Raw genomic sequence first — 26,812 nt, 5'->3', positions numbered from 1 at the left:
CAGATCATTAACATATTAATGAAATCAAAACCGGACAGCCGGTTTGAGGAGTATGGGAATGAAAGGTACTGTTTTTGCCGTAGCGCTAAACCACCAAAGCCAGCGTGTGGCCTGGGCTGAGGCGTTTGAAAAAGCCCCCTATAACGCGCCGCCAAAAACGGCGGTGTGGTTTATCAAGCCACATAACACTGTTATCCGCGCAGGCGAACCGATCCCCTTCCCGCAGGGAGAAACCGTGTTAAGCGGCGCGACGGTGGCGCTGGTGGTGGGCAAAACCGCCAGCAAAGTACGCGTTGAAGAGGCGGCGGCGTACATCGCCGGCTACGCGCTGGCTAACGAAATCAGCCTGCCGGAAGAGAGCTTCTACCGTCCGGCGATCAAGGCCAAATGCCGGGATGGATTTTGCCCGCTCGGCGAACCTGTCGCCGTTGATAACGTGGATAATCTGACCATCATCACCGAGATCAACGGCCGCGAAGCGGACCACTGGAACACGGCCGATCTGCACCGCAACGCCGCCGAACTGCTGAGCGCCCTGAGCGAATTTGCCACCCTGAACCCCGGCGATGCGATATTGCTCGGCACTCCGCAAAGCCGCGTCGAAGTTCGCCCGGGCGATCGGGTACGTATTCTGGCAGAAGGATTTCCGCCGCTGGAAAACCCGGTGGTGGAGGAACGCGACGTTGCCATCGCTTCGCGCACGCCGCCGCACGCCACGCTGTTTGCCCTCGGTCTGAACTATGCCGACCACGCCAGCGAGCTGGACTTCAAGCCACCCACCGAGCCGCTGGTGTTTATCAAAGCGCCAAACACCTTTAACGGCGACAACCAGACGTCGGTGCGCCCGAACAATATCGAGTACATGCATTACGAAGCGGAGCTGGTGGTGGTCATCGGCAAAACCGCGCGCAAGGTCAGCGAAGCCGAGGCGATGGACTACGTGGCGGGCTATACGGTGTGCAACGATTACGCCATCCGCGATTATCTCGAAAACTACTATCGCCCGAACCTGCGGGTGAAAAGCCGCGACGGGCTGACCCCCATCAGCCCGAACGTAGTGCCAAAAGAAGCCATTCCTGACCCGCACAACCTTCGTCTTCGCACCTACGTCAACGGTGAACTGCGTCAAGAAGGCACCACAGCAGACCTGATCTTCAGCATCCCCTACTTAATTGCGTATCTGAGCGATTTTATGACCCTGCAACCGGGCGACATGATTGCCACCGGCACGCCGAAGGGGCTGTCCGACGTGGTGCCGGGCGATGAGGTGGTGGTGGAAGTGGAAGGCGTAGGCCGTCTGGTAAACCGAATTGTCAGTGAGGAGACTGCAAAATGAAAAAGATTAACCACTGGATCAACGGTAAAAACGTCGCCGGAAGTGAGTACTTCCACACCACCAACCCGGCCTCCGGCGAGGTGCTGGCAGAAGTGGCCTCCGGCGGCGAAGCCGAAATCCATCAGGCCGTTGCCGCCGCCAAAGAGGCGTTTCCGAAATGGGCCAACCTGCCGATGAAGGAGCGCGCGCGCCTGATGCGTCGCCTGGGGGATCTGATTGACCAGAACGTGCCGGACATTGCCGCGATGGAAACCGCCGACACCGGCCTGCCGATCCACCAGACCAAAAACGTGCTCATTCCGCGCGCCTCGCACAACTTCGAGTTCTTCGCCGAGGTGTGCCAGCAGATGAACGGCAAAACCTACCCGGTCGACGACAAGATGCTCAACTACACCCTGGTGCAGCCGGTGGGTGTCTGCGCGCTGGTGTCGCCGTGGAACGTGCCGTTTATGACCGCCACCTGGAAGGTCGCGCCGTGCCTGGCCTTAGGGAATACCGCGGTGCTGAAGATGTCTGAACTCTCCCCGCTGACCGCCGACCGTCTGGGCGAGCTGGCCCTCGAAGCGGGCATTCCGGCGGGCGTGCTCAACGTGGTGCAGGGCTATGGCGCCACGGCGGGCGACGCGCTGGTGCGTCATCATGACGTGCGCGCCGTCTCCTTCACCGGCGGTACCGCCACCGGGCGCAACATCATGAAAAACGCCGGGCTGAAGAAGTATTCCATGGAGCTGGGCGGCAAATCGCCGGTGCTGATTTTTGAAGACGCGGACATTGAGCGCGCGCTGGACGCCGCCCTGTTTACCATCTTCTCCATCAACGGCGAACGCTGCACCGCCGGCTCGCGCATCTTCATCCAGCAGAGCATCTACCCGGAGTTCGTCAAACGCTTTGCCGAGCGCGCCAACCGCCTGCGCGTGGGCGACCCGACCGATCCGAACACCCAGATTGGCGCGCTCATCAGCCAGCAGCACTGGGAAAAAGTCTCCGGCTACATCCGCCTCGGCATTGAAGAGGGGGCAACCCTGCTGGCGGGCGGCCCGGACAAACCGACCGATCTGCCTGCGCACCTGAAAGGCGGCAACTTCCTGCGCCCGACCGTGCTGGCGGATGTCGATAACCGCATGCGCGTGGCGCAGGAAGAGATCTTCGGGCCAGTGGCCTGCCTGCTGCCGTTTAAGGATGAAGCGGAAGGCCTGCGCCTGGCGAACGACGTGGAGTACGGCCTGGCATCTTACATCTGGACCCAGGACGTCAGCAAAGTGCTGCGTCTGGCGCGCAGCATCGAAGCGGGCATGGTGTTCGTCAACACCCAGAACGTGCGCGACCTGCGCCAGCCGTTTGGCGGCGTGAAGGCCTCCGGCACCGGGCGTGAGGGCGGCGAGTACAGCTTCGAGGTCTTCGCGGAGATGAAAAACGTCTGCATCTCCATGGGCGACCATCCGATTCCAAAGTGGGGGATCTGATCATGGGAAAATTAGCGTTAGCGGCAAAAATCACACACGTTCCGTCAATGTATCTCTCTGAACTGCCGGGCAAAAACCACGGCTGCCGCCAGTCGGCCATCGACGGGCATAAAGAGATCAGCAAGCGCTGCCGCGAGCTGGGCGTGGACACCATTATCGTCTTCGACACCCACTGGCTGGTGAACAGCGCGTATCACATCAACTGCGCGGACCATTTTTCGGGCGTCTACACCAGCAACGAGCTGCCGCATTTTATTCGCGATATGACCTACGACTACAACGGCAACCCGGAACTCGGCCAGCTGATTGCCGACGAAGCGGTGAAGCTTGGCGTGCGCGCCAAGGCGCACAACATCCCGAGCCTGAAGCTGGAGTACGGCACGCTGGTGCCGATGCGCTACATGAACGCGGATAAGCACTTCAAAGTGGTCTCCATCTCGGCGTTCTGCACGGTTCACGACTTCGCCGACAGCCGCAGGCTGGGCGAGGCCATCGTCAGCGCCATCGAAAAATATGACGGCACCGTGGCAGTGCTCGCCAGCGGCTCGCTGTCGCACCGCTTTATCGACGACCAGCGCGCGGAGGAAGGGATGAACAGCTACACCCGCGAGTTTGACCGTCAGATGGACGAGCGCGTGGTGAAGCTGTGGCGCGAGGGTCAGTTCAAGGAGTTTTGCAGCATGCTGCCGGAGTACGCCGACTACTGCTACGGCGAGGGCAATATGCACGACACGGTGATGCTGCTGGGGATGCTCGGCTGGGACAAATACGACGGTAAGGTGGAGTTTCTCACCGAGCTGTTCGCCAGCTCCGGCACCGGCCAGGTCAACGCCGTTTTCCCGCTGCCCGCGTAAGGAGCCACCATGCCGCATTTTATTGCTGAATGTACCGACAACATCCGCGAGCAAGCCGACCTGCCAGGGCTGTTCGCCAAAGTGAACGAGGCGCTCGCCGCCACGGGCATCTTCCCCATCGGCGGCATCCGCAGCCGCGCCCACTGGCTGGACACCTGGCAGATGGCAGACGGTAAGCACGATTACGCCTTTGTGCATATGACGCTGAAGATCGGCGCGGGGCGCAGCCTGGAAAGCCGGGAAGAGGTCGGTGAAATGCTGTTTGCGCTGATTAAAGATCATTTCGCAGCGCTGATGAACAGCCGGTATCTGGCGCTGTCGTTCGAGCTCGACGAGCTGCACCCGACGCTTAATTACAAGCAGAACAACGTGCACGCGTTGTTTAAGTAGCCGTTTGCTCGCCCGGTGGCGCTGCGCTTACCGGGCCTACAACGGCCCCAAACCGTAGGCCGGGTAAGCGCAGCGCCACCCGGCAACAGCAGCACCGAACCGTAGGCCGGGTAAGCGAAGCGCCACCCGGCAACAGCCGCACAAAGGATACGCCATGCTCGACAAACACACCCATACCCTGATCGCCCACCGCCTGCATCAGGCGGAACAATCCCGGGAGCAGATCCGCGCGATCTCGCTGGAGTACCCGGAGATCACCATTGAAGACGCCTACGCCGTCCAGCGCGAATGGGTGAGCCTGAAAATCGCCGAAGGCCGCGTGCTGAAAGGCCACAAGATCGGCCTCACCTCCAAAGCGATGCAGGCCAGCTCGCAGATCAGCGAGCCGGACTACGGCGCGCTGCTGGACGATATGTTCTTCCACGACGGCAGCGACATCCCCGTGGATCGCTTTATCGTCCCGCGCATCGAAGTGGAGCTGGCCTTCGTGCTGGCAAAACCGCTGCGCGGCCCGAACTGCACGATCTTCGACGTCTACAACGCCACGGATTACGTCATCCCCGCCCTGGAGCTGATCGACGCCCGCTGCCATAACGTTGACCCGGAAACCCAGCGCCCGCGCAAGGTGTTCGACACCATCTCCGATAACGCCGCCAACGCGGGCGTGATCCTCGGCGGCCGCCCGATTAAACCCGACGAGCTGGATCTGCGCTGGATCTCCGCCCTGCTCTACCGCAACGGTGTGATCGAAGAGACCGGGGTCGCCGCAGGCGTGCTTAACCACCCGGCAAACGGCGTGGCGTGGCTGGCGAACAAACTCGCGCCATACGACGTGCAGCTTGAGCCAGGCCAGATCATCCTCGGCGGCTCGTTTACCCGCCCGGTTGCCGCCAGCAGAGGCGACACCTTCCACGTCGACTACGGCAACATGGGCTCCATCAGTTGCCGCTTTGTGTAGGAGTGCACCATGGAAAACGCATTTAAGACCGCGCTGAAAGCCGGAAAGCCGCAAATCGGCCTGTGGCTGGGGCTGACCAGCAGCTACAGCGCTGAGCTACTGGCCGGGGCCGGTTTTGACTGGCTGCTGATCGACGGGGAGCACGCGCCGAACAGCGTGCAGACCGTCCTGACTCAGCTCCAGGCCATCGCCCCTTATCCCAGCCAGCCGGTGGTGCGCCCATCGTGGAACGATCCGGTGCAGATCAAGCAGCTGCTGGACGTGGGGGCGCAAACCCTGCTGGTGCCGATGGTGCAAAACGCCGACGAAGCCCGTCTGGCGGTCAGCGCCACCCGCTATCCGCCTGCCGGCATTCGCGGCGTCGGCAGCGCGCTGGCGCGGGCGTCGCGCTGGAACCGCATCCCGGAGTATCTGCATCAGGCTAACGACGCCATGTGCGTGCTGGTGCAAATCGAAACTCGCGAGGCGCTGAAAAACCTGCCGCAGATCCTGGACGTGGAAGGGGTGGACGGCGTGTTTATCGGCCCGGCGGATCTGAGCGCCGACATGGGCTTCGCCGGTAATCCGCAGCACCCGGAGGTGCAGGCCGCCATTGAACAGGCGATCGCGCAGATCCTCAGCGCGGGCAAAGCGCCCGGCATCCTGATGGCGAATGAACAGCTGGCAAAACGCTATCTCAGCCTCGGCGCGTTGTTTGTCGCGGTCGGCGTGGATACCACCCTGCTCGCCCGCAGCGCCGAAGCGCTGGCGGCCCGCTTTACCGACGTCACCACAGCAGTTGATAACAATAAATCCGTCTACTAAACGTACGATGTGGAGCGCAACATGACGACCTCAACCCTGCATAATAAAGCTGTTGAACATCGCGTTATTAATAAGCTGTTCCGTCGTTTGATCGTGTTTCTTTTTATCCTGTTTGTTTTCTCGTTTCTCGATCGCATCAACATCGGCTTTGCCGGGCTGACGATGGGCAAAGATCTGGGCCTCACGTCAACCATGTTTGGCCTGGCCGCGACGCTGTTTTACGTGACCTACGTGCTGTGCGGTATCCCCAGCAACATCATGCTGGCGAAGGTCGGCGCCCGCCGCTGGATCGCCGGGATCATGGTGGTGTGGGGCATCGCCTCTACCTGCACCATGTTCGCCACCAGCCCCGAAACGCTTTATGTCCTGCGCATGCTGGTGGGCATTGCCGAAGCCGGTTTCCTGCCAGGCATTCTGGTCTATCTCACCTGGTGGTTCCCGGCGTATCACCGCGCCCGCGCCAACGCGCTGTTTATGATCGCCATGCCGGTGACCATGATGCTCGGCTCGATCCTCTCCGGGTACATTCTGGCGATGGACGGGCTGTGGAACCTGAAGGGCTGGCAGTGGCTGTTCCTGCTGGAGGGGCTGCCATCGGTGGTGCTCGGCGTGGTGACCTGGTTCTACCTTAACGACACCCCGGATCAGGCCACCTGGCTGGATGATGACGAAAAGCAGGCACTCAAAACGATGATCGCCCGCGAACAGGAGCTGGCCATTGCGCACGCCGCCACGCCGCGCTCGACGCTGCGCGAGGTGCTGACGCCCGCCGTGCTGCTCTACACGCTGGCCTACTTCTGCCTGACGAATACGCTGAGCGCGATCAACATCTGGACGCCGCAGATCCTGCAAAGCTTCAACACCGGCAGCAGCAATATCGTGATTGGCCTGCTGGCGGCGATTCCGCAGTTTTGCACCATCCTCGGGATGATCTGGTGGAGCCGCCGCTCCGACAGGCTGAAAGAGCGAAAAAAGCACACCATCCTGCCGTATCTGTTTGCAGCGGCGGGATGGATGCTGGCCTCGGCGACCGATCACAGCCTGATCCAGCTGCTTGGCATCATCATGGCCTCAACCGGATCGTTTACCGCCATGGCGATATTCTGGACCACGCCGGATCAGGTTATTAGCCTGCAATCCCGCGCGGTGGCGCTGGCGGTGATCAACGCCATCGGCAACGTCGGGTCTGCCGTCAGCCCATTGCTGATAGGTATTCTGCGCGACGCGACCGGCAGCTTCAGCTCGGGACTGTGGTTCGTGGCGGGTCTGCTGGTGGTGGGCGCGCTGGTGCTGACGCGCATTCCGATGACGCAGCGGGATCAACAGAGGAAAGATCATGTGCCAGAGCCCCATCGCCAACATTGATATCAGCAAGGATTACGACGAAAGTCTGGGCACCGACGATGTGCACTACCAGTCGTTCGCCCGCATGGCGGCCTTTTTTGGCCGCGACATGCAGGCGCACCGCCACGACCAGTATTTTCAGATGCATTTTCTCGACACCGGGCAGATTGAGCTCCAGCTCGACGACCACCGTTACTCGGTGCAGGCGCCGCTGTTCGTGCTAACGCCACCGTCGGTGCCGCACGCGTTTATTACCGAATCCGACAGCGACGGCCACGTGCTGACGGTGCGCGAGGATCTCATCTGGCCGCTGTTAGAAGTGCTCTACCCCGGTACGCGGGAAGCGTTCGGCCTGCCGGGGATCTGCCTGTCGCTTGCCGACAGGCCTGACGAGCTGGCGGCGCTGAAGCACTACTGGCAGCTGATTGCCCGGGAATCCACGGAACAACTGCCCGGTCGCGAGCATACGCTGGTCCTGCTGGCCCAGGCCGTTTTTACCCTGCTGCTGCGCAACGCGAAGCTCGACGACCACGCGTCAGGCGGCATGCGCGGTGAGCTGAAGCTTTTTCAGCGCTTTAACCAGCTGACAGATGCTCATTACCACGAGCACTGGACGGTTCCGGAGTATGCCAGCGAATTGCATCTCACCGAATCTCGCCTGACCGATATCTGTCGCCGCTTCGCCAACCGCTCGCCGAAACGGCTGATCTTCGACCGCCAGCTGCGGGAAGCCAGGCGTTTGCTGCTGTTTTCCGACAGCACAGTGAGCGAAATTGCCTGGCAGCTGGGGTTTAAAGATCCGGCCTATTTCGCCCGTTTTTTTAACCGACTGACGGGGTGTTCACCCAGTGCATACCGGGCGCAGAAAGTACCGGTTTCCTGAACGCATAACGGTTCGTAGGGCGGGTAAGCGCAGCGCCACCCGCCGAAAAGCCGCACAGATCACAAAACCACCTCTCACCCGAAAAGTACCTGCCGTTGTCCCAATCGTCCCTTCACGTTCCGCCCCTCTCACGCTTCAATTAAACAACAAAAACAAAACATAAATTTAACAACCATCTTCCGATACGAGGTCCCTATGAAGCCTGAAGATTTCCGCGCTGATGCCAAACGTCCGTTAACCGGTGAAGAGTATTTAAAAAGCCTGCAAGATGGCCGTGAGATTTATATCTACGGCGAGCGCGTTAAGGACGTCACTACCCACCCGGCATTTCGCAATGCGGCGGCGTCCATCGCCCAGATGTACGATGCCCTGCACAAGCCAGACATGCAGGATACCCTCTGCTGGGGTACCGATACCGGCAGCGGCGGCTATACCCATAAATTCTTCCGCGTGGCGAAAAGTGCCGACGATCTGCGCCAGCAGCGTGACGCCATCGCCGAGTGGTCGCGCCTGAGCTACGGCTGGATGGGGCGTACGCCGGACTACAAAGCCGCGTTCGGCTGCGCGCTCGGCGCTAACCCTGCCTTCTACGGTCAGTTCGAGCAGAACGCCCGCAACTGGTACACCCGTATTCAGGAAACCGGCCTGTACTTTAACCACGCCATCGTCAACCCGCCGATCGATCGCCATAAACCGGCGGACGAGGTGAAAGACGTTTACATCAAGCTGGAGAAAGAGACCGACGCCGGGATCATCGTCAGCGGCGCGAAAGTGGTGGCCACCAACTCGGCATTGACCCACTACAACATGATCGGCTTCGGCTCCGCGCAGGTGATGGGGGAAAATCCGGACTTCGCGCTGATGTTCGTCGCGCCGATGGATGCCGAAGGGGTGAAGCTGATCTCCCGCGCCTCATACGAGATGGTGGCAGGGGCGACAGGCTCTCCGTACGACTACCCGCTCTCCAGCCGCTTTGACGAGAACGACGCCATTCTGGTAATGGATCATGTGCTGATCCCGTGGGAAAACGTGCTGATCTACCGTGATTTCGACCGCTGCCGTCGCTGGACGATGGAAGGTGGCTTCGCCCGCATGTACCCGCTTCAGGCCTGCGTGCGTCTGGCAGTGAAGCTCGACTTCATCACCGCTCTGCTGAAGAAGTCGCTGGAGTGTACCGGCACCCTCGAGTTCCGCGGCGTGCAGGCGGATCTCGGCGAAGTGGTGGCGTGGCGCAACATGTTCTGGGCGCTGAGCGACTCCATGTGCTCCGAAGCCACTCCGTGGGTAAACGGCGCGTATCTGCCTGACCACGCGGCGTTACAGACTTACCGCGTGATGGCACCCATGGCCTATGCGAAGATCAAGAACATCATCGAACGTAACGTGACCTCCGGGCTGATCTACCTGCCGTCCAGCGCGCGGGACCTGAACAACCCGCAGATCGACCAGTACCTGGCGAAGTACGTGCGCGGCTCCAACGGGATGGATCATGTCGAACGCATCAAGATTCTGAAACTGATGTGGGATGCCATCGGCAGCGAGTTTGGTGGACGTCACGAGCTGTACGAAATCAACTACTCCGGTAGCCAGGATGAGATCCGCCTGCAATGCCTGCGTCAGGCGCAAAGCTCCGGCAACATGGACAAGATGATGGCGATGGTTGACCGCTGCATGTCCGAGTACGACCAGCACGGCTGGACCGTACCGCACCTGCACAACAACACTGATATCAACATGCTGGATAAGCTGCTGAAATAACGCAGCGGGAGGTTTCAATGCAATCTGAAGAACGCCTGCGTTTTCGAGACGCGATGGCCAGCCTGTCGGCGGCGGTGAATGTGGTCACTACCGAGGGCGATGCGGGTCGCTGCGGCATTACCGCCACCGCCGTCTGTTCGGTCACGGACACCCCGCCCTCGGTCATGGTCTGCATCAACGCCAACAGCGCCATGAACCCGGTCTTCCAGGGCAACGGCAGACTGTGCGTCAACGTGCTGAACCACGAGCAGGAGATCATGGCCCGCCACTTTGCCGGGATGACCGGCATGGCAATGGAGGAGCGCTTTGCTCTCTCCTGCTGGCAGAAAGGACCGCTGGCGCAGCCGGTGCTGAAAGGCGCTCTGGCAAGCCTGGAAGGTGAGATATCCCAGGTGCAAACCATCGGCACCCATCTGGTCTACCTTGTAGAGATTAAGAACATCATCCTCAGCAGCGAGGGGCACGGCCTGATCTACTTCAAACGCCGTTTCCACCCGGTGATGATGGAGATGGAAGCCGCGATTTGATCCCGTTGCACAAAAAAACGCTAAGGTTTCCGCAAAGGTGCGCCGTTAACTATCCATAAGATAAATTTTCCGGGGCGGCTGGCAACGTCGTCAGCCGCCCCCTTAACGCTGGAAAGTCTTATGGCCCCTTCACCCCGAAGCCGCTCGGCTGAACGTCTGGTTGAAATCATTATTGCCCTGCACCGCAACGGAAGCGTTAATCGCCGCGATCTGATGCAAAAATTTGGCATTACCGAACGCACGGTGTACCGCGATTTACAGGCGCTTTCCCCGATTATTGAACACGACGGCAAAGGGCGCTATCAGCTGCTGCCCGCGTATCAGCCCTGCCGCTGCGTACACTACCCTGAAGCGAACGACAAAAGTCCACAGGGCTAGATTATTCTCAGTGATCTCAATCACATATTTTCTCCCACCGGGGGTGAGCCTTAACCACTCACCCTCGCTTTTGACCGCTCACGCATCGCTTTCAACCACTCACCCATTTACCGTGCTTTACACGCGCGAGGATCTGGCACGATCGCTCCAGCATTAATCAATACCTCCTCACAACGAACCCTGACCCTTTTTTCTTTACATAAAAAACCAGGTCTTATTATGGATACTAAAAAACTACTTAAGCACGTGCCCTGGGCCATCCTCGGGATCATCGGTGCTTTCTGTCTGGCGGTTGTCGCATTACGCCGGGGCGAGCACGTCAGCGCCCTGTGGATCGTGGTCGCGTCGGTTTCCGTCTACCTTGTGGCTTATCGCTACTACAGCTTGTACATCGCGCAGAAGGTTATGAAGCTCGACCCGACGCGCGCCACGCCGGCGGTTATTAACAACGACGGCCTGAACTACGTGCCAACCAACCGTTACGTGCTGTTTGGTCACCACTTCGCCGCCATTGCAGGCGCGGGTCCGCTGGTCGGTCCGGTGCTGGCTGCGCAGATGGGCTACCTGCCGGGTACGCTCTGGCTGCTGGCGGGCGTGGTGCTGGCGGGAGCGGTGCAGGACTTTATGGTGCTGTTTATCTCCTCGCGCCGTAACGGTTCGTCGCTGGGCGAAATGATCAAAGAGGAGATGGGCCGCGTGCCAGGCACGATCGCCCTGTTCGGCTGCTTCCTGATCATGATCATCATCCTGGCGGTGCTGGCCCTGATCGTGGTGAAAGCGCTGGCCGAAAGTCCGTGGGGCGTCTTCACCGTCTGCTCTACCGTACCGATTGCGCTGTTCATGGGCATCTACATGCGCTTCCTGCGCCCTGGCCGCGTTGGCGAGGTGTCGATCATCGGTATCGTGCTGCTGGTCGCCTCCATCTACTTCGGCGGCGTGATTGCGCACGACCCGTACTGGGGTCCGGCGCTGACCTTTAAAGACACCACCATCACCTTCGCGCTGATCGGCTACGCATTCATCTCAGCGCTGCTGCCGGTGTGGCTGATTCTGGCTCCGCGTGACTACCTGGCAACCTTCCTGAAAATCGGCGTTATCGTCGGGCTGGCCATTGGTATTGTGATCATCAACCCGGAGCTGAAAATGCCGGCGGTGACGCAGTACATTGACGGTACCGGTCCGCTGTGGAAAGGCGCCCTGTTCCCGTTCCTGTTTATCACCATTGCCTGCGGTGCCGTGTCTGGCTTCCACGCGCTGATCGCCTCCGGCACCACGCCGAAGCTGATGGCCAACGAAACCGACGCGCGCTTCATCGGTTACGGCGCGATGCTGATGGAATCCTTCGTGGCGATCATGGCGCTGGTTGCGGCGTCGATTATCGAGCCTGGCCTGTACTTTGCGATGAACACCCCGCCGGCGGGTCTCGGCATTACCATGCCAAACCTGCATGAGATGGGCGGCGAAAATACCGCGCTGATCCTGGCACAGCTGAAAGACGCCAGCGCGCACGCGGCGGCGACCGTCAGCTCCTGGGGCTTCGTGATTTCGCCCGAGCAGATCATGCAGACAGCGAAAGACATCGGCGAACCGTCCGTGCTGAACCGCGCAGGTGGCGCGCCAACGCTGGCGGTGGGTATCGCACACGTGTTCCACAAAGTGCTGCCGTGGGCGGACATGGGCTTCTGGTACCACTTCGGCATTCTGTTTGAAGCGCTGTTCATCCTCACCGCGCTGGATGCCGGTACGCGTGCAGGCCGCTTCATGTTGCAGGATCTGCTGGGTAACTTCGTGCCATTCCTGAAGAAAACCGACTCTCTGGTGGCCGGCGTTCTGGGCACTGCGGGCTGCGTAGGCCTGTGGGGTTATCTGCTGTATCAGGGCGTTGTTGACCCGCTGGGCGGCGTGAAGAGCCTGTGGCCGCTGTTCGGTATCTCTAACCAGATGCTGGCGGCTGTGGCCCTAGTGCTGGGTACCGTTGTCCTCGTGAAGATGAAACGCACCAAATACATCTGGGTCACCGTGGTGCCTGCGCTGTGGCTGCTGCTCTGCACTACCTGGGCGCTGGGTCTGAAACTGTTCAGCACCAACCCGCAGCTGGAAGGCTTCTTCTTCATGGCTAACCAGTACAAAGAGAAGATTGCCGCAGGCGGCGCGGATCTGACCGCGCAGCAGATTGCCAACATGAACCATATCGTGGTGAACAACTACACCAACGCGGGTCTGAGCATTCTGTTCCTGGTGGTGGTGTACAGCATTATCTTCTACGGCATCAAAACCTGGATGAAAGTGCGTAACGTTGAGGGCCGTACGGACAAAGAGACCCCGTACGTACCGGTGCCGGAAGGCGGCGTGAAGACCTCCTCACACCATTAATTAAGCATGTTACTGTAGGCCCGGTAAGCGTAGCGTCACCGGGCTTCTTCTATCTGGAACCCTCAATGTTTGGTAACTTAGGCGAAGCAAAAAAATACCTCGGTCAGGCGGCGAAAATGCTGATTGGCATTCCGGACTATGACAACTACGTTGAGCATATGAAGACCAACCATCCGGATAAGCCGTACATGACCTACACTGAATTCTTCCGCGAGCGTCAGGAAGCGCGCTACGGCGGAAGTGGAGAAGGCGGCGTCCGCTGCTGCTAAAGGAGAAACCATGACCCCGATTGCCGTTACCCTGCTGACCGGTTTCCTCGGCGCCGGTAAAACCACCCTGCTGCGCCACATTCTGAACGAGCAGCACGGCTTCAAAATCGCCGTCATCGAAAACGAATTTGGCGAAGTCTCCGTTGACGATCAGCTGATTGGCGACCGCGCCACCCAGATCAAAACCCTGACCAACGGCTGCATCTGCTGCACCCGCTCTAACGAATTAGAAGACGCCCTGCTGGACCTGCTCGACAGCCGCGATCGCGGTGACATCGACTTCGACCGACTGGTGATCGAGTGCACCGGCATGGCCGACCCCGGCCCGATTATTCAGACTTTTTTCTCTCATGAGATCATTTGCCAGCGCTATCTGCTGGACGGCGTCATCGCTCTGGTGGATGCGGTCCATGCCGACGAGCAGATGAACCAGTTCACCATCGCCCAGTCCCAGGTTGGCTACGCCGACCGCATCCTGCTGACCAAAACCGACGTGGCGGGTGAAAGCAAAAAACTGCGCGAGCGCCTGACGCGCATCAACTCGCGTGCGCCCATTTACACGGTGACGCATGGCGATATCGATCTCGCTCAGCTGTTCAACACCAACGGCTTTATGCTGGAAGAGAACGTCACCGCGAAACCGCGCTTCCACTTTATGTCCGACAAGCAAAACGACGTGACGTCGATTGTGGTGGAGCTGGACTACCCGGTGGACATCAGCGAGGTCTCCCGCGTGATGGAGAACCTGCTGCTGTCATTTGCCGACAAGCTGCTGCGCTATAAAGGGATGCTGTGGATCGACGGCGAGCCGAACCGCCTGCTGTTCCAGGGCGTGCAGCGCCTGTACAGCGCCGACTGGGATCGCCCGTGGGACGATGAAGCGCCGCACAGCGTGATGGTGTTTATTGGAATACAGCTGCCGGAAGAAGAAATTCGGGCAGCGTTTGCGGGGCTGAAGAAATAACCTCACCGATCATCCCCTCCCCCTCGCGGGGAGGGGGTTAGGGTGAGGGGGAAACTTATTTCAACGCCTCCGTCAGCGTCACAATCCACAGCTCGCTGTCGGACTCCGGTTTCTTCAACGGCTTCACGCTGAGGGTGGTTTCAACCGGTTTGTCATCCAGCGTCAGCGCCCCCTGCGCGTTCACCCGATAATCCTTGAGCTTCTTGCCTTCGACTGGCTTCTGCATCGCCACCTTCACGCCAAAGTCATTATCGTTCGCCACTGCCAGCGTTTTGCTGTCAATCAGCGCCAGCCCTTCGGCCTTTTCCTGCTGCCAGCCCAGCGCACGCAGATCGACCACCTGCGTTTTTTCCGCAAGCGTGATGCCGCGCTGCGCCAGCGTTTTCTCATCATCAAACTCCGGGTATTCGCCCGGCTTGTCGAAGGCCGCCAGATCGCTCGCCTTGCTCAGATCAACCCTGTAGATGAGGTTACGCATTGCGTCATTTTTATCCTCGCCCTGTTCAATCAGCAGGATGGTGTGGTTATCCAGCGCCACTATGTCGCCGATTTTGGCGTCGCTGTTTTTGCTGTAGGCCGCGCTGTCGACAGGGTAGCCATACATCGCGGTTTTCCCGGTCGCCGGATCGAAGCTCACCAGACGCGTAAACAGCGCCTGTTTTTTGCTCTTCCCGTCGATATCCAGCGTGCTTTGCACGGCGGCGATAATGCGTCCGTCCGGCATGCGGGTCAGCCCTTCAAAGCCCCGGTTTGCCTGACGCCATTTGATAACGTTTGGCAGACCGCCCGCGATGGATTTCTCCCCTTCCGTCGCCTGCGGACCGTGGATCGCGAGGATTTTACCTTTACTGTCGACGTTAATCAGGAACGGGCCATACTCATCGCACAGCCAGTAACCGCCCTTCCCGTCCGGCGTGATGCCTTCCGTATCCAGCCCGCGGTTATCGCCTTTCAGCACTTTTAAGGTGTCGCTTAGCGCGACTTCATTGGTAGATCCAATCACGCCGCTTTGCAGCGGCAGGCCGTTGATCTCGCCTTTATCATCATGCAGCGGTCGCGCGTCCACGGCCTCCGCTTTGCCGTTTAGCACACGGATCGTCATCAGCAGCGGGGCGAAATCCGGGGTAACAAAGATTTTGGCATCGTTTTTCCCCATTTTTGGCGAATCCGCGTTAGGACCACGATCGGTCACGGTCGCAAACGTCAGCGCATCGCCCTGCTTGCCCGTGAATAACAAACCCGAACCCATCCCCACCGGGAGCCCGTTCGGGAATGCGCTGGCAAACGCACCGCTGTATTTGACATGCGCGCCTTCGGGAAAGCTGACGACGTAGCGCTCCGCGGTTGGCTGTGCCGCCAGGCCAGAGAAAGAGAGCGCACAACCGATTAGCACAGGAATAATTTTTCTTTTCATATTGTTAGCATCCAGTAAGTGAAGCCAACAACGTAATGAAGAAACGTGTCAGAAAAATGACATGTAATGGCAACGAAGCGGCGCGTACGGACGTATATCAATCACCAGAAATGTAAACCTCTGTCTTTATCTGTGTCAGCTGAAATACTTTTGGAAATTATTAGAAACCCAATTAATTCATGGCGAAGGACTATTTTCGCCTCGTTCATTTTACGTTTAGCCAGGAATGTAAACTGTCCCTAAACGCGAATGTATTGGACATTGACGATTTGCCATATAAACAATTCATCAACATTTACCATTCAAAAACCCAACACGAACAGCATATAAATGCGAGACCTATCACATTTGCAGTCATAAGCATCGCTTGTTAAGGTGCCCTCAGATTAATTTAATGACGAGGAAACACTCATGAAAAAACTTAACATCCTGATCCTTTCTGCTCTGACCGCCGTATCGGGCTCCGCACTGGCCATGGGTGGCAGCATTGAGCAGGGTAAAAACTTTACTAACCTCAATCTGGAAATGGGGAAATCCTCATCCGGCCTGTATGCGGAGAGCAACTGGCTGAAAAACACCGATGACGGCACCCAGACCGGCGGCGTTGGGGCAGGCTACAACCTGGAAGTGGGTCCGGTGATGCTGAACGCTGGCGCGAAAGCCATCTACATCGGCCCGAAAAAAGGCGATAACGGCGTAGCATTCCCGATTGGCGGCGGCGTTAACGTTGCGCTTACGGACAGCATTCACGTGTTTGGTGAAGGTTATGTAGCGCCAGACGGCCTGAACAACAGCGTGAAGAACTATGTTGAAGCTAACGGCGGCGTAAGCTGGACGCCAGTCAAACCTGTCACGCTGAAAGTGGGCTATCGCCACGTGAGCGTAGACGGTAAAGACGGTCGTCCAAACCACACGCTGATCGACGGTGCATATGTAGGCGGTGGAGTGTCCTTCTAAGCCTGTTTGCGCGTTTCGCCCGGCGGCGCTACGCTTGCACGGGCCTACAATGAAGGGTGCAATGTATTAAAATTATTGCACATTGTAGGCCGGGTAAGCGCAGCGCCACCCTGCAAGAAAGGCGATGCGACCGTTAATAAAAAACCTGCCGGATGGCAGGTTTTTTTTATTACCGCATTACTTGCGAACGACCACCAGCTTCTGGTTCACAAACTCTTTGATCCCCAGGTCCGACAGCTCGCGTCCGTAACCCGAACGTTTTACGCCGCCGAACGGCAGCTCTGCCGCAGTGTCGGTGAGCCAGTTGATGTACACCATCCCGGTCTCAATGCGCGACGCCATTTTCTTCGCGCGCTCGATGTTCTGGCTGAACACCGCGCCGCCCAGACCGTAGTGGGAATCGTTAGCCAGTGCGACCGCTTCGTCGTCGCTTTTCACCACGTAAACCTGCGCTACCGGACCGAAGAACTCCTCGAAGTACGCCGGGTTATCACGCGAGATATGCGTCAGGATGGTCGGCTCAAAGAAGCTTCCGTCACGCTGAACCGGCTTGCCGCCATGGTGCAGCTTCGCGCCATTTTTCACCGCCTCGTTAACCTGTTTAGTTAGCGTCTCCAGCGCGTCTTTGGATGACAAAGGCCCCAGCGTGGTGCTTTCGTCCAGCGGATCGCCAATTTTCACCTGCTTAAACGCCTCGGTGAATTTGCTCAGGAAGGCGTCTGCAATCTTTTCATGCAGGATAAAGCGCTTCGCCGCGGTACAGACCTGCCCGGCATTGTTCAGCCGCGCGTTAACGCCGATCTTCACGGCTTTATCCAGGTCGGCATCGTCCAGCACCACGAACACGTCGTTCCCGCCCAGTTCCAGGGTCGATTTTTTGATGTGCTTCGCAGCCTGTGCCGCAACCACGCTACCCGCTTTTTCTGAACCGGTCAGCGCCGCCCCCTGTACGCGATCGTCGGCGATGATGTTCGCCACCTGTTCGGACGAGATAAACAGGTTGGTCCACGCCCCTTCCGGCGCGCCCGCTTCACGTACCAGCTGTGCAAAGGTCTCTGCACAGTGCGGCACGATGCTGGCGTGCTTGGCGATCACCGGGTTGCCCGCTGCCAGGTTTGGCGCCAGAACGCGCATCAGCTGATAGTACGGGAAGTTCCATGGCTCGACGGCCATCAGCACGCCGATGGGGTGATGTTCAACCCATGCTTCCCCGAGTTCAGAGTCATACTTCACCGGGGCCAGGAACTGCTTCGCGTTGTCCGCATAGTAGCGGGCGATTTGCGCGCACAGCTTCACTTCGCCACGGCTTTGTTCGATGAGCTTACCCATCTCCTGACTGGCGATTTTCGCCAGATCCTCCACGCGTTCGTCGATCAGGTCCGCCAGCTTATGCAGCACCGGCAGGCGCTGGCTTATGTCGCCTTTCGCCCAGTCGGAGTGATAGAGCGCATCGGCTGCCTTCAGCGCCGCTTCAACGTCTGCGTCAGTGTGAGAGGGATATTCTTTGATGAGCTGGTTCGTGGCAGGATTTACTGTCTGGTAAGCCATATCGAATCTCCTTGTTTTACCGCTTAGGGTATTAAGGGTAGTCAATCTGACTGGCTTTGAAGGTAAAGTTGGGTATATACGGAGGGTTCTTAACAAGACGCTGCCAGGCGATGCGCAGACATGGTATAAAAAATGCTCATCAATGGAGTTCCTATGACCGATACCCGCCACATCCGCCAGACCTTTAACCGCGCAGCAGGCCTTGAGCTGCGCAGTACGTGGCAAAGCACCCGGGCATATAAACGTCATTGCCATCCACAGCTCTCCATCGGCGCGATTGTGGAAGGCCAGACCTGCTGCGTAAGTCATGGCAATGCGTACGTTCTTGATCCCGGTGATCTTATCGTGATCCCGGCTTATGCCCCGCACAGCTGCAACCCCGTTGTCGGGAAGCCGCGCAGTTACCATATGCTCTATATCGACACCGATCTTCCCCTGGCGCTACAGGTTATTCGCGATCCCACGCTCTTTAAGCACTTTCTTGCCGTTGTCGGGACGATGTCCTCCGCATCCGTGGAGACCCTGCTTTCTGCCCTTCCCCGTTGCGCGGGTGAGATGAATGCACCTCGCTCAACCAGCCAGCAGGTTCAGCAGGCGTTACTCTCCGACCTTGCCGCACCGCCTTCCCTTGACGAACTCGCCCAACGATTCTCACTGCGCAAGGAGACGCTGATCCGCACTTTCAGGCAGGATACCGGCCTGACGCCGGGCAGTTTCCTCAACATTTCGCGCGTGGAGTACGCCAAAGCGCGGCTGCGCGCGGGGGATGATATCGCCGACGTGGGCTACCAGAGCGGGTTTGCCGACCAGAGTCATTTTCATAAGACCTTCGTGAATTATACCGCTGCCACGCCGCGCCAGTACGCCACGGGCCGATCAATATCAGACAATAATCAGGATACGTAACGTCGTAAGGTGACCTCAGATTTGTCACTGAGGTCGCTATGGAACTGTTATTTCCCTCCGCCTTTCTTGCCCTGGCGCTGGCGCATTTTGTTGCCCTGTTAAGCCCGGGCCCGGATTTCTTCCTGCTGGTAGGCTACGCCGCCCGCTACCGGCTGCGCGGCAGCGCCGGATTGTGTCTCGGCATCGCAGCAGGTAACGGGTTGTATATCTTACTGGTGATTATCGGCTGGAGCGCGCTGCGCCAGTTTGGGTGGCTGTTTACGCTTATCGAACTGTCCGGCGCGCTGTACCTGCTGTGGATTGGCTCGCATCTTGTGCGCAGCCGCCCGCAGCCGCTGGCGCTGGAAGAACCCCGCCAGCGCTGCCCTTCTCTGCGTAAGCAGATCCTGCTGGGGCTGGGTTCGGCGCTGTTAAATCCCAAAAACGCGTTGTTCTACCTGGCGCTAATGACAGCGTTACTCGGGCCGGACGTCACACTGCTTCAGCAGGCGACCTGCGGCGTCTGGATGGTGATGGTGGTGCTGGTATGGGATCTGGCGCTGATATCGCTGATGGGGTTACCGGCGGTTCAGCGAAAGCTCAGCCGTTCGCTCTGGCTGATAGAGCGCACGGCAGGGGTGGTGTTGATGGGGTTTGGTGGGTGGGTGCTGTGGCGGGTAGTGGCAAATATCCTCTGAGAGAAAAGGCAGCCTGACGCTGCCTGTGTTATTTTTTGTTCTGATCGCGCAGCATCGCCTCGCGCAAAATGGCATTAAGCCGCGTCTGGTAACCTTTCCCTGGCCGTTTAAGCCACTCCATCACGTCGGCGTCAATGCGTACTGATGCCTGAGTTTTGAGCGGTCGATAGAATTTTCCCCGCACGGCACCGGCCCAGCGATCATCCTCCGTGGCCGGTATATCGCTGTAATCAATTTCCCTGTCGGGTTTATCCGCCAGCGCTTTGAGTTCAGCCTCCCGGCGGGCACTCACTTCCGGTGCACTACCGCGTTTATGTTTAACGATGCTCATAACGCCTCCTCTCTTTACGATCCGCTTTACGCGCACTGATGATACGTATGATTTCATCCCCGCTTTCAAAACGTACCGTGTGCGCGACCAGAATGACAATAACACCCTGTACAAGACCAATGGTTTGCCAGCGAAACTCCCCGTTTTCATAACGATCCTGAACAGACAAATGGCAGGGATCGTCAAAAACCAGAACTGCATCTTCAAAACGAATGGCGTGTTTTTGCAGATTGCTTTTCGCCTTATTGCTATCCCATTCATACTCTATAGGCATAGTGTACCCTTCCCTGATTGTATATACAAAAAAGCATATACAAACAGAGCAGTATTTGAACGAAAAAGACAATGTTTGATTTGATTTCTGAAGGAGCATTCCAGAAAGTGAGATGACTGGCCTCGTGCAGCTTTGCACTTTTCCCCCGTATCCCTCTATCCTTAACCCATGGAAAAACATACCGAACTCAAACGCGCCAAGCTTCTCGCGCTGTCGCTGCTGCTGATTGCCATCGCAGCGTTTATCACCACTCTGTTCCTGCCGCAAACCTTCTGGGTGCGCGGCGTAAAGGCCATTGCCGAAGCGGCGATGGTCGGCGCGCTGGCGGACTGGTTTGCCGTTGTCGCGCTGTTCCGCCGGGTGCCCATTCCGTTTATCTCGCGCCATACGGCGATTATCCCGCGCAATAAAGACCGCATCGGCGACAATCTCGGCCAGTTCGTGCAGGAAAAGTTTCTCGATACGCAATCCCTTGTCGATCTTATCCGTCGCTACGAGCCCGCACAGATGATTGGGACCTGGTTCAGCCAGCCCGATAACGCCCGGCGCGTGGGGCAGCATCTGGTGCAGGTGATGAGCGGTTTTCTGGAACTTACCGACGATGGACGCATTCAGCGCCTGCTCAAACGCGCCGTCCACAAGGCTATCGACAAGGTCGATCTAACCGAGACCAGCGCCGTCATGCTGGAAAGCATGACCAAAAACAACCGTCACCAGGTGCTGCTGGACGCCATCATCAACCGCCTGATTACCCTGATTCAGCGGGAAAGCACGCGGGAATTTATTGCCGACCAGATCGTCCACTGGCTTAAGACCGAGCATCCGCGCAAGGCGATGGTGCTGCCCACCGAGTGGCTGGGCGATCAAAGCGCGGAGATGGTGTCGAACGCGGTGAACACGCTGCTGGACGATATCAGCCACGACCGCACGCACCAGATCCGTCAGGCGTTTGACCGCGCCACGATCAAGTTCATCGACAATCTGAAAAACGATCCGGAGATGACGGCGAAAGCCGAGAATATCAAACACTACCTGAAGAATGACGAAGCCTTTAACCGCTATCTGGGGGAAATGTGGGCTGACCTGCGCCAGTGGCTGAAAAATGACATGCAGAGCGATGATTCCCGCGTGAAGCAGCGTATCGCCAACGCCGGGCTGTGGTTTGGCGAAACGCTGACCAACGACGCCAGCCTGCGGGCGTCGCTGAATGAGCATCTGGAGCAGGCCGCGCACCGCGTGGCGCCGGATTTCGCCGCGTTCCTGACGCGCCATATCAGCGACACGGTGAAAAGCTGGGATGCCAAAGACATGTCACGCCAGATAGAACTCAATATCGGTAAAGATCTTCAGTTCATTCGCGTTAACGGTACCCTGGTGGGCGGAACAATTGGCCTGATCCTGTTTCTGCTCTCGCAGTTGCCCGCCGTGCTGGGGCATTAATCTGCTTTTGGCGGCGCGATAACGTAGCGCGTCGCCTCGAAGCGGTTCAGGATCAGGTGCACCAGAAAGACCATCGTCAGCGTGACCACCAGCGCGAAGGTGACGGAGGTGATGCGGTACAGATCGCTGAACACCAGGTCGCTGTCCGGATGCATGTTCTGCCCGAACATAATGCCGATGGTGGTGATACTGGCGAAGCCTACCCCGGCGCCGACCTTCTCCATTACGTGCAGACGCGCGCCAAACGCCAGCCCAAGGCCAATCAGCGGCATCATCAGCAGCATATGGCTGCTGTGATCGTAGAGGATAAGCTGGACGACAAGGATATAGAGACACCCCAGCACCACGCCGACTACGCGCCAGATGGAGCTGATAACCGAGCCGCGATAGTGCATCGGGAACAGGATCAGAATGCCCGCCATCAGCGCCGAAAGAGAATCGCTTAAGTCGCTCATCTGGAACACCACGAAAATCAGCGTCGCCACGGTGCCCGAGAGCAGAGACTCGTGGCGCACGCGGGCGTCATCTTTCTCGATCAGCGGCGGCGGCTTACGCGGCTCCACGTCCGGCAGCAGGTAGTTCATCAGCGCGCTCAGGCACACCGCCATCACGCTCGCTTCGATGTTAGAGAATAAAAGCGTGTGCCAGTTGGTGGTGGGGTAGCTCATAAAGTTGAGCATCACGCTCTGGCAAACCACGCCCATCGAGCCGAACAGGAACAGCGGCCCCTTACTCATAAAGCGAAAACGCATCACGTACAGGGCAAACACCACCAGCGTCATAATGACCGGCCACTGGGACAGATAGCCGATGATAAACACCATTTCGATGCAGTTCAGCGAGGCGCTGAAGATAAACTGCTTCGCCACGTGGCGGTTAAACACCGGCACCAGCGAGAGCAGCATGATCGGATAGACCACAAAAAACACGCCGTAGCTGGTGTTGTAGAAACTCGAAATACTGAGCGCAATCATCCCGGCAAAGACGATACGCAGGGTCTGGCGAAAGTCGTTTGCCGTATAGACGATGTTGCCGTGCGGGGTAAATACCCGCGCCAGGGTGCTAATAGACATAGTGAAGCAGGCTCACCAGATGGATTTGCATCCCGGAGAAGAATCGCGCAAACGGCCCTTCGCTATTGTAGAGCTGCACGGTGGCGCGCGCGCCGGTCGGCAGCGACTTCGGTAAGGCTTCGTCCAGCGCCACGTGAATGCGCATACGCTGGGCATCACGCACCCAGCGGTTGGAGGTTTCCGGTTCAGAAAGTTGACCGTTTACGGCCTCCTGTCCGGCGAGGATCCCCGCGTCGCTGCTGGTGACGTGGGCACGGAAAACTTGCCCCGGGAAGGCGTCGAACACCACGGCGGCGTCGGTCCCCTGGTGAGTATGCCGCAGGCTCTTCTCGCGGAAATCCGCCACGATATCGATCCGGGTGTTCACCAGCGCCAGCGCAGCCGAACCGGACGAGGCGTAAAAACCGGGGCTTAATTGCAGGTTACTGACCGTGCCGTCCGCCTCGGCGTAGACCTTCGTCCAGCCAAGATTCAACTCCGCTTCGTCCAGCGCGTTACGGTATTTTTGCAGCGTCACGTTGCGGTGCTCATCCCGCTCGCCGCGCTGAATGCGCAGGTTATGAATATTCGCCTGAATCGAGCTGACGGACTGCTCGCTGCTCTGCCAGGTGGTACGGACCTTATCCAGATCCGCCTGCGACACGTTCTGCAAGGTACTCAGTTTCTGGTAGCGGTCGAAGGTAACTTTGTCATTACGCGCCGTCAGCACCGCGGTTTTCAGGCTGGCCTGCGCCGCGGCAATCTGCGCGTCCAGCTGATCGTTAGACAGACGCGCCTGTTCCAGCGCAATCTGCGCCGCTTCGACCTTATTGCGAAACGGCGTGGCGTCGAGCTCAAACAGCAGATCGCCTCTCTTAACCTGGCTATTGTTGTGGACATGTACCGCCGCCACATACCCGGAGACGCGGGCAGACACCGGGGTCACCACGCGCATCACGGTGGAGTCCGGCGTCAGCGGGATCCAGATATCCGCGACGATAAAGTAGACAAACATCAGCAGGAAAGAGGCAATACTCACCCTTACCCAGCGGGCAAACTTTTGTTCAGGAGTCATTATTTTTCGGTCTTATTATCTTCTTCGCGGATTGTCCGCAAATTGCAGGCGATTTGATTGAGTGTGGCGCTGAAAATATCGAGATGTTCCGGCGCGATGTTTTGCGATACGCGCGCCTGATACGTCTCAATCACCTGAGAGAGCCTTTCAAGAATGGCTTTTCCCTCAGGCGTCAGCGTCAGCAGCCGGATACGCTTGTCATACGGCGAGACGGTGCGCAGCAGGTAGCCCTGCTTTTCCAGCTGTGTCAGCGTACGCATTAGCGGAGGCAGTTCAATCCCCTGCACTTCCGCCAGCTCGCTGACCGAGACGTTATCCCCGAGTTGATGAAGCTGCATCATCACCGTCCAGCTCGACTGGGTTAACCCGGTGTCGAGAATGGCGTCGTCGATGACTGCGCGCCACTGACGCACGATCATCGCCATCCGCATGCCCATCGGCCTGCGGTTAAACAGATCTTCTTCACTCATGGGGAATCCTCTCGTAGTACGCCATTACGATAATAGTTATCATGGTAAGTATCAAGAAACGAGAAGTTAAAGCGCAGGAATTGCGAAACGATGTTCTCCCTCTCCCTGTGGGAGAGGGTCGGGGTGAGGGCATCAGCCCGCAACGGCGTTTAGCGGCTAAAATGCTTCCTGACGGCACTTTTCCCCGAAGCCGTCACCACCACCTCCCTGTACCCCGCCACCCGCTGGATCCAGCCTTTGCTTTCCAGATAAATCAACAGCGCAGCGCCCGCCTCACCGCCAAGATGAAACCGCCGCTCGCTCCAGTCCAGGCAGGCGCAGCACGCCTTGCGACGGGTATTGGGATTTAACGGAATACCAAGCTTCAGAAACTGCTCGCGGCCATGTAGCGTGAGCGCTGAACCGTCTGCCTCAAGCCAGCCTTCCGCCTGCATGAATTCATAGATATGCACCGCCACCGTTCCGGCAAGATGGTCGTAGCAGGTTCGTGCTTCGCGCAGGGCTTTTGGCGCGGAGGTTTCCGGCGGCGTGATGCGGCTCCAGGAGAGTCCCATCATCTGCTCGACAAGCGCCGCCACGTCGTGTCCCGCCAGGCGATAGTAGCGATGCCGCCCCTGAGACAGGCAGGTAATCAGCTTTCCCTCCACCAGCCGCGCGAGATGCCCACTGGCGGTCGACGGCGCAACGTCTGCCGCCACGCTCAGCTCTGTAGCCGTCCACGCCCGCCCGTCCATCAGAGCACAGAGCATCTTCACGCGCGACGGATCGGCCATTGCAGCCGCTACAGCGGCAATGGCCTGTTCCAGCATCGCGCTGTTATCAGAGGGTAAGCTCGTCTTTAACATTCGTCGCCCAGGATTCGGTGATCTCTGCGGCCAGCTTATCATCATCCGTCAGCAGAATAAGGTGATTCGCATGGTCGCTGTACTGAGTCAGGATAGACACGCCGCGTGCCGCCAGCGCCGCCGCAATTTCACCCAGCTCGCCAGGACGCTCCTGCTTAAGCTTTCTGATCACCGGCTTTCGCAGCGCCTGCACGTCGAACCCGCCATCGGTCAGCACACGACGGGCTTTTTCCCCGTCCTCCACCAGGAAATGGGCATCCGTACCGAAAACGCCGCCCCCCTCCAGCCCCACGCCGTTGCGGCCTAACAGTTGTCCAAAGCTCGCCAGCTCGCCGGGCCTGTCGCTAAAAATCACATGAACGTCATACATCCGCGTGCCCTCCGGTTTCGGAACTGTATTCCCGCATCAGCTGCGCCACGCGAATACGGTAGAAAGAAAAAATCGACGCCCGTCCTTCGGCCTGCGCCGCCTGATGAAAGACGTTCTGCTTCCAGCAGCGGACGGCCTCTTCATCCCGCCACCAGGAAAGGGACAGGATTTTGCCCTCGGTCGTCAGGCTCTGGAACCGTTCGATATCAATAAATCCGTCGATGTCGGCCAGTAAAGGCTTAAGCTCTGCGGCCAGTTGCAGATAGCGCGCCTGATAAGCGGGTTCGGCTTTGGCTTCGAAAAGGACTGCGATCATGAAGGTCTCTCCGTTGTGATGATATGGAGAGAATGCGGGACTAATGGTATGGATGCTTCGGTATGGAGCGAAGTGTTTGCCGGATGGCGCTGCGCTTATCCGGCCTACGGTGTTTTGTAGGCCCGGTAAGCGCAGCGCCACCGGGCTGGTTTTAGCCCACCATCGACCTCGGCTCCATAAACGCCTGAATCCCCTACTCGCCATCGTCACGTCCCGCCAGGCTTACGGGCGCTGGTGGCGATAATCCGCGAGCGCGGGATTACTCCAGGTTAGCCTTGTTCAGCCCATATGCCGCATCCAGCGAGCCCGGCTCCATGCGGGAGGTAATGCCCAGGCGGTTCCAGGCGTTGATCGCTACGATGGCGAAGTTCAGCTCTGAAATTTCCACGTCCGAGAAATGCTCCGCCACGCTGCGGTACAGCGCGTCGCTCACGCCGTGAACGCCAATCTGGGTCAGCGCTTCGGTGAAGGCCAGCGCGGCTTTCTCGCGGGCGCTGAACAGCGGGGACTCGCGCCATGCCGCCAGATGGTACAGGCGCAGCTCGCGCTCGCCGGCAATTTTGGCCTCTTTCGAATGCATATCCAGGCAGAAGGTACAGCCGTTCAGCTGCGAGACGCGAATGTCGATCAGGTGCTTTAGCGCCGGATCAATGGAGGTTTTCGCCACTTCCATGCTCAGGGCGGAAAGCGCGTTGGCGAGTGCAGGTGTGGCTTTGTGGTGGTTTACGCGGGTGCTCATTGTCTTTCCTCTTTTTTGTGCGGTTTTTATCATGCGATGAGGCAAATCTACGTCGTTAATGACATAGTAAAAAGACACAAAAAACCTGAAATGAGGT

General features: G+C 58.4%; 29 protein-coding genes. 18 read left to right on the top strand and 11 right to left on the bottom strand.

Going from position 1 to position 26,812, the window contains the following annotated elements; translation table 11 throughout:
• Positions 1-58 precede the first annotated feature (58 nt).
• The 14 genes from hpaG to yjiA all read left to right on the top strand — a co-directional run bounded on the left by hpaG (position 59) and on the right by yjiA (position 14,301).
• Entirely contained in the window at positions 59-1,336 is a 1,278-nt protein-coding gene (hpaG, locus tag O1721_RS06790; RefSeq protein WP_032670602.1) for a 4-hydroxyphenylacetate degradation bifunctional isomerase/decarboxylase, read from the top strand.
• Positions 1,333-2,799 carry a 5-carboxymethyl-2-hydroxymuconate semialdehyde dehydrogenase gene (gene hpaE / locus O1721_RS06785; RefSeq protein WP_023303046.1) on the top strand — a complete coding sequence of 489 codons (1,467 nt, stop codon included), beginning with the start codon at positions 1,333-1,335 and terminating at the stop codon, positions 2,797-2,799. Before hpaG ends, hpaE begins: the two co-directional genes overlap by 4 nt.
• Positions 2,800-2,801: 2 nt before the next feature.
• A complete protein-coding gene (hpaD, locus tag O1721_RS06780) occupies positions 2,802-3,653 on the top strand; it encodes a 3,4-dihydroxyphenylacetate 2,3-dioxygenase (RefSeq protein WP_023295877.1) in 852 nt (283 codons plus the stop codon).
• Positions 3,654-3,662: 9 nt separating this feature from the next.
• A complete protein-coding gene (locus O1721_RS06775; RefSeq protein WP_032647157.1) occupies positions 3,663-4,043 on the top strand; it encodes a 5-carboxymethyl-2-hydroxymuconate Delta-isomerase in 381 nt (126 codons plus the stop codon).
• A 154-nt stretch (positions 4,044-4,197) separates the two neighbouring features.
• Entirely contained in the window at positions 4,198-5,001 is an 804-nt protein-coding gene (gene hpaH, locus O1721_RS06770) for a 2-oxo-hept-4-ene-1,7-dioate hydratase (RefSeq protein ID WP_015572593.1), read from the top strand.
• A 9-nt stretch (positions 5,002-5,010) separates the two neighbouring features.
• Positions 5,011-5,805, top strand: coding sequence for a 4-hydroxy-2-oxoheptanedioate aldolase (gene hpaI / locus O1721_RS06765; protein WP_015572592.1), 795 nt, complete (start codon positions 5,011-5,013; stop codon positions 5,803-5,805).
• A gap of 21 nt (positions 5,806-5,826) precedes the next feature.
• Positions 5,827-7,170, top strand: a complete 1,344-nt coding sequence (gene hpaX / locus O1721_RS06760) for a 4-hydroxyphenylacetate permease (protein WP_032647153.1) — start codon at positions 5,827-5,829, stop codon at positions 7,168-7,170.
• Positions 7,142-8,032, top strand: coding sequence for a 4-hydroxyphenylacetate catabolism regulatory protein HpaA (gene hpaA / locus O1721_RS06755; RefSeq protein WP_017383853.1), 891 nt, complete (start codon positions 7,142-7,144; stop codon positions 8,030-8,032). The genes hpaX and hpaA overlap by 29 nt, the downstream gene beginning before the upstream one ends.
• Positions 8,033-8,227: 195 nt before the next feature.
• Positions 8,228-9,790 (top strand): 4-hydroxyphenylacetate 3-monooxygenase, oxygenase component, encoded by a 1,563-nt coding sequence (gene hpaB, locus O1721_RS06750; protein WP_010427196.1) that lies wholly within the window; start codon positions 8,228-8,230, stop codon positions 9,788-9,790.
• A 17-nt stretch (positions 9,791-9,807) separates the two neighbouring features.
• Positions 9,808-10,317 (top strand): 4-hydroxyphenylacetate 3-monooxygenase reductase subunit, encoded by a 510-nt coding sequence (locus tag O1721_RS06745; RefSeq protein ID WP_015572588.1) that lies wholly within the window; start codon positions 9,808-9,810, stop codon positions 10,315-10,317.
• A 120-nt stretch (positions 10,318-10,437) separates the two neighbouring features.
• Entirely contained in the window at positions 10,438-10,695 is a 258-nt protein-coding gene (locus O1721_RS06740) for an HTH domain-containing protein (RefSeq protein ID WP_015572587.1), read from the top strand.
• 219 nt (positions 10,696-10,914) lie between these two features.
• Positions 10,915-13,068: a carbon starvation CstA family protein gene (locus O1721_RS06735; protein ID WP_017694565.1), complete on the top strand. Its 2,154-nt coding sequence runs from the start codon at positions 10,915-10,917 to the stop codon at positions 13,066-13,068.
• 65 nt (positions 13,069-13,133) lie between these two features.
• Complete coding sequence (locus O1721_RS06730) at positions 13,134-13,337, top strand: YbdD/YjiX family protein (protein WP_003856610.1); 204 nt, start codon at positions 13,134-13,136, stop codon at positions 13,335-13,337.
• Positions 13,338-13,347: 10 nt separating this feature from the next.
• Positions 13,348-14,301 (top strand): GTPase, encoded by a 954-nt coding sequence (yjiA, locus tag O1721_RS06725; RefSeq protein ID WP_015572586.1) that lies wholly within the window; start codon positions 13,348-13,350, stop codon positions 14,299-14,301.
• 55 nt (positions 14,302-14,356) lie between these two features.
• Here yjiA and O1721_RS06720 read toward each other — a convergent pair whose 3' ends face one another.
• Positions 14,357-15,715, bottom strand: coding sequence for an esterase-like activity of phytase family protein (locus O1721_RS06720; RefSeq protein ID WP_032647151.1), 1,359 nt, complete (start codon positions 15,713-15,715; stop codon positions 14,357-14,359).
• A gap of 411 nt (positions 15,716-16,126) precedes the next feature.
• Between O1721_RS06720 and O1721_RS06715 the strand changes: the two genes are divergently transcribed.
• Positions 16,127-16,672 carry a YfaZ family outer membrane protein gene (locus O1721_RS06715; RefSeq protein ID WP_006810254.1) on the top strand — a complete coding sequence of 182 codons (546 nt, stop codon included), beginning with the start codon at positions 16,127-16,129 and terminating at the stop codon, positions 16,670-16,672.
• Between the two features lie 177 nt (positions 16,673-16,849).
• Here O1721_RS06715 and O1721_RS06710 read toward each other — a convergent pair whose 3' ends face one another.
• Complete coding sequence (locus tag O1721_RS06710; RefSeq protein WP_032647147.1) at positions 16,850-18,220, bottom strand: NAD-dependent succinate-semialdehyde dehydrogenase; 1,371 nt, start codon at positions 18,218-18,220, stop codon at positions 16,850-16,852.
• Between the two features lie 153 nt (positions 18,221-18,373).
• On the opposite strand from O1721_RS06710, the gene O1721_RS06705 reads away from it, so the two are divergent.
• Positions 18,374-19,126 carry an AraC family transcriptional regulator gene (locus O1721_RS06705; RefSeq protein WP_015572582.1) on the top strand — a complete coding sequence of 251 codons (753 nt, stop codon included), beginning with the start codon at positions 18,374-18,376 and terminating at the stop codon, positions 19,124-19,126.
• A gap of 38 nt (positions 19,127-19,164) precedes the next feature.
• Positions 19,165-19,803: a LysE family translocator gene (locus O1721_RS06700; RefSeq protein ID WP_032647144.1), complete on the top strand. Its 639-nt coding sequence runs from the start codon at positions 19,165-19,167 to the stop codon at positions 19,801-19,803.
• A 28-nt stretch (positions 19,804-19,831) separates the two neighbouring features.
• Here the strand turns inward: O1721_RS06700 and O1721_RS06695 are convergent, their stop codons facing one another.
• Both O1721_RS06695 and O1721_RS06690 read right to left on the bottom strand, forming a co-directional pair.
• Positions 19,832-20,134: a BrnA antitoxin family protein gene (locus O1721_RS06695; RefSeq protein ID WP_017694570.1), complete on the bottom strand. Its 303-nt coding sequence runs from the start codon at positions 20,132-20,134 to the stop codon at positions 19,832-19,834.
• A complete protein-coding gene (locus O1721_RS06690) occupies positions 20,121-20,408 on the bottom strand; it encodes a BrnT family toxin (RefSeq protein ID WP_015572580.1) in 288 nt (95 codons plus the stop codon). Before O1721_RS06690 ends, O1721_RS06695 begins: the two co-directional genes overlap by 14 nt.
• Before the next feature lie 168 nt (positions 20,409-20,576).
• Between O1721_RS06690 and O1721_RS06685 the strand changes: the two genes are divergently transcribed.
• Positions 20,577-21,848 (top strand): DUF445 domain-containing protein, encoded by a 1,272-nt coding sequence (locus tag O1721_RS06685; protein WP_032647142.1) that lies wholly within the window; start codon positions 20,577-20,579, stop codon positions 21,846-21,848.
• Here the strand turns inward: O1721_RS06685 and O1721_RS06680 are convergent.
• The 7 genes from O1721_RS06680 to O1721_RS06650 all read right to left on the bottom strand — a co-directional run bounded on the left by O1721_RS06680 (position 21,845) and on the right by O1721_RS06650 (position 26,715).
• Positions 21,845-22,921 carry a DUF2955 domain-containing protein gene (locus O1721_RS06680; RefSeq protein WP_015572578.1) on the bottom strand — a complete coding sequence of 359 codons (1,077 nt, stop codon included), beginning with the start codon at positions 22,919-22,921 and terminating at the stop codon, positions 21,845-21,847. The genes O1721_RS06685 and O1721_RS06680 overlap by 4 nt on opposite strands.
• The gene (locus O1721_RS06675) at positions 22,911-23,978 is read right to left on the bottom strand and encodes an HlyD family secretion protein (RefSeq protein WP_026094404.1); all 1,068 of its coding nucleotides are present in this window, start codon (positions 23,976-23,978) and stop codon (positions 22,911-22,913) included. The genes O1721_RS06680 and O1721_RS06675 overlap by 11 nt, the downstream gene beginning before the upstream one ends.
• Positions 23,975-24,445, bottom strand: a complete 471-nt coding sequence (locus O1721_RS06670; protein ID WP_032647140.1) for a MarR family winged helix-turn-helix transcriptional regulator — start codon at positions 24,443-24,445, stop codon at positions 23,975-23,977. Before O1721_RS06670 ends, O1721_RS06675 begins: the two co-directional genes overlap by 4 nt.
• Before the next feature lie 149 nt (positions 24,446-24,594).
• The gene (locus O1721_RS06665) at positions 24,595-25,290 is read right to left on the bottom strand and encodes an ArsR/SmtB family transcription factor (protein ID WP_032647138.1); all 696 of its coding nucleotides are present in this window, start codon (positions 25,288-25,290) and stop codon (positions 24,595-24,597) included.
• Positions 25,265-25,660: an amino acid-binding protein gene (locus tag O1721_RS06660; protein WP_032647136.1), complete on the bottom strand. Its 396-nt coding sequence runs from the start codon at positions 25,658-25,660 to the stop codon at positions 25,265-25,267. Before O1721_RS06660 ends, O1721_RS06665 begins: the two co-directional genes overlap by 26 nt.
• A complete protein-coding gene (locus O1721_RS06655) occupies positions 25,653-25,976 on the bottom strand; it encodes an antibiotic biosynthesis monooxygenase family protein (protein WP_032647134.1) in 324 nt (107 codons plus the stop codon). Before O1721_RS06655 ends, O1721_RS06660 begins: the two co-directional genes overlap by 8 nt.
• Positions 25,977-26,235: 259 nt before the next feature.
• A complete protein-coding gene (locus tag O1721_RS06650) occupies positions 26,236-26,715 on the bottom strand; it encodes a carboxymuconolactone decarboxylase family protein (protein ID WP_010427243.1) in 480 nt (159 codons plus the stop codon).
• Positions 26,716-26,812 lie beyond the last annotated feature (97 nt).

The organism is Enterobacter cloacae complex sp. HYC033_NIDB (assembly GCF_056673335.1).
This window is presented reverse-complemented; position numbering and strand designations above follow the sequence as displayed.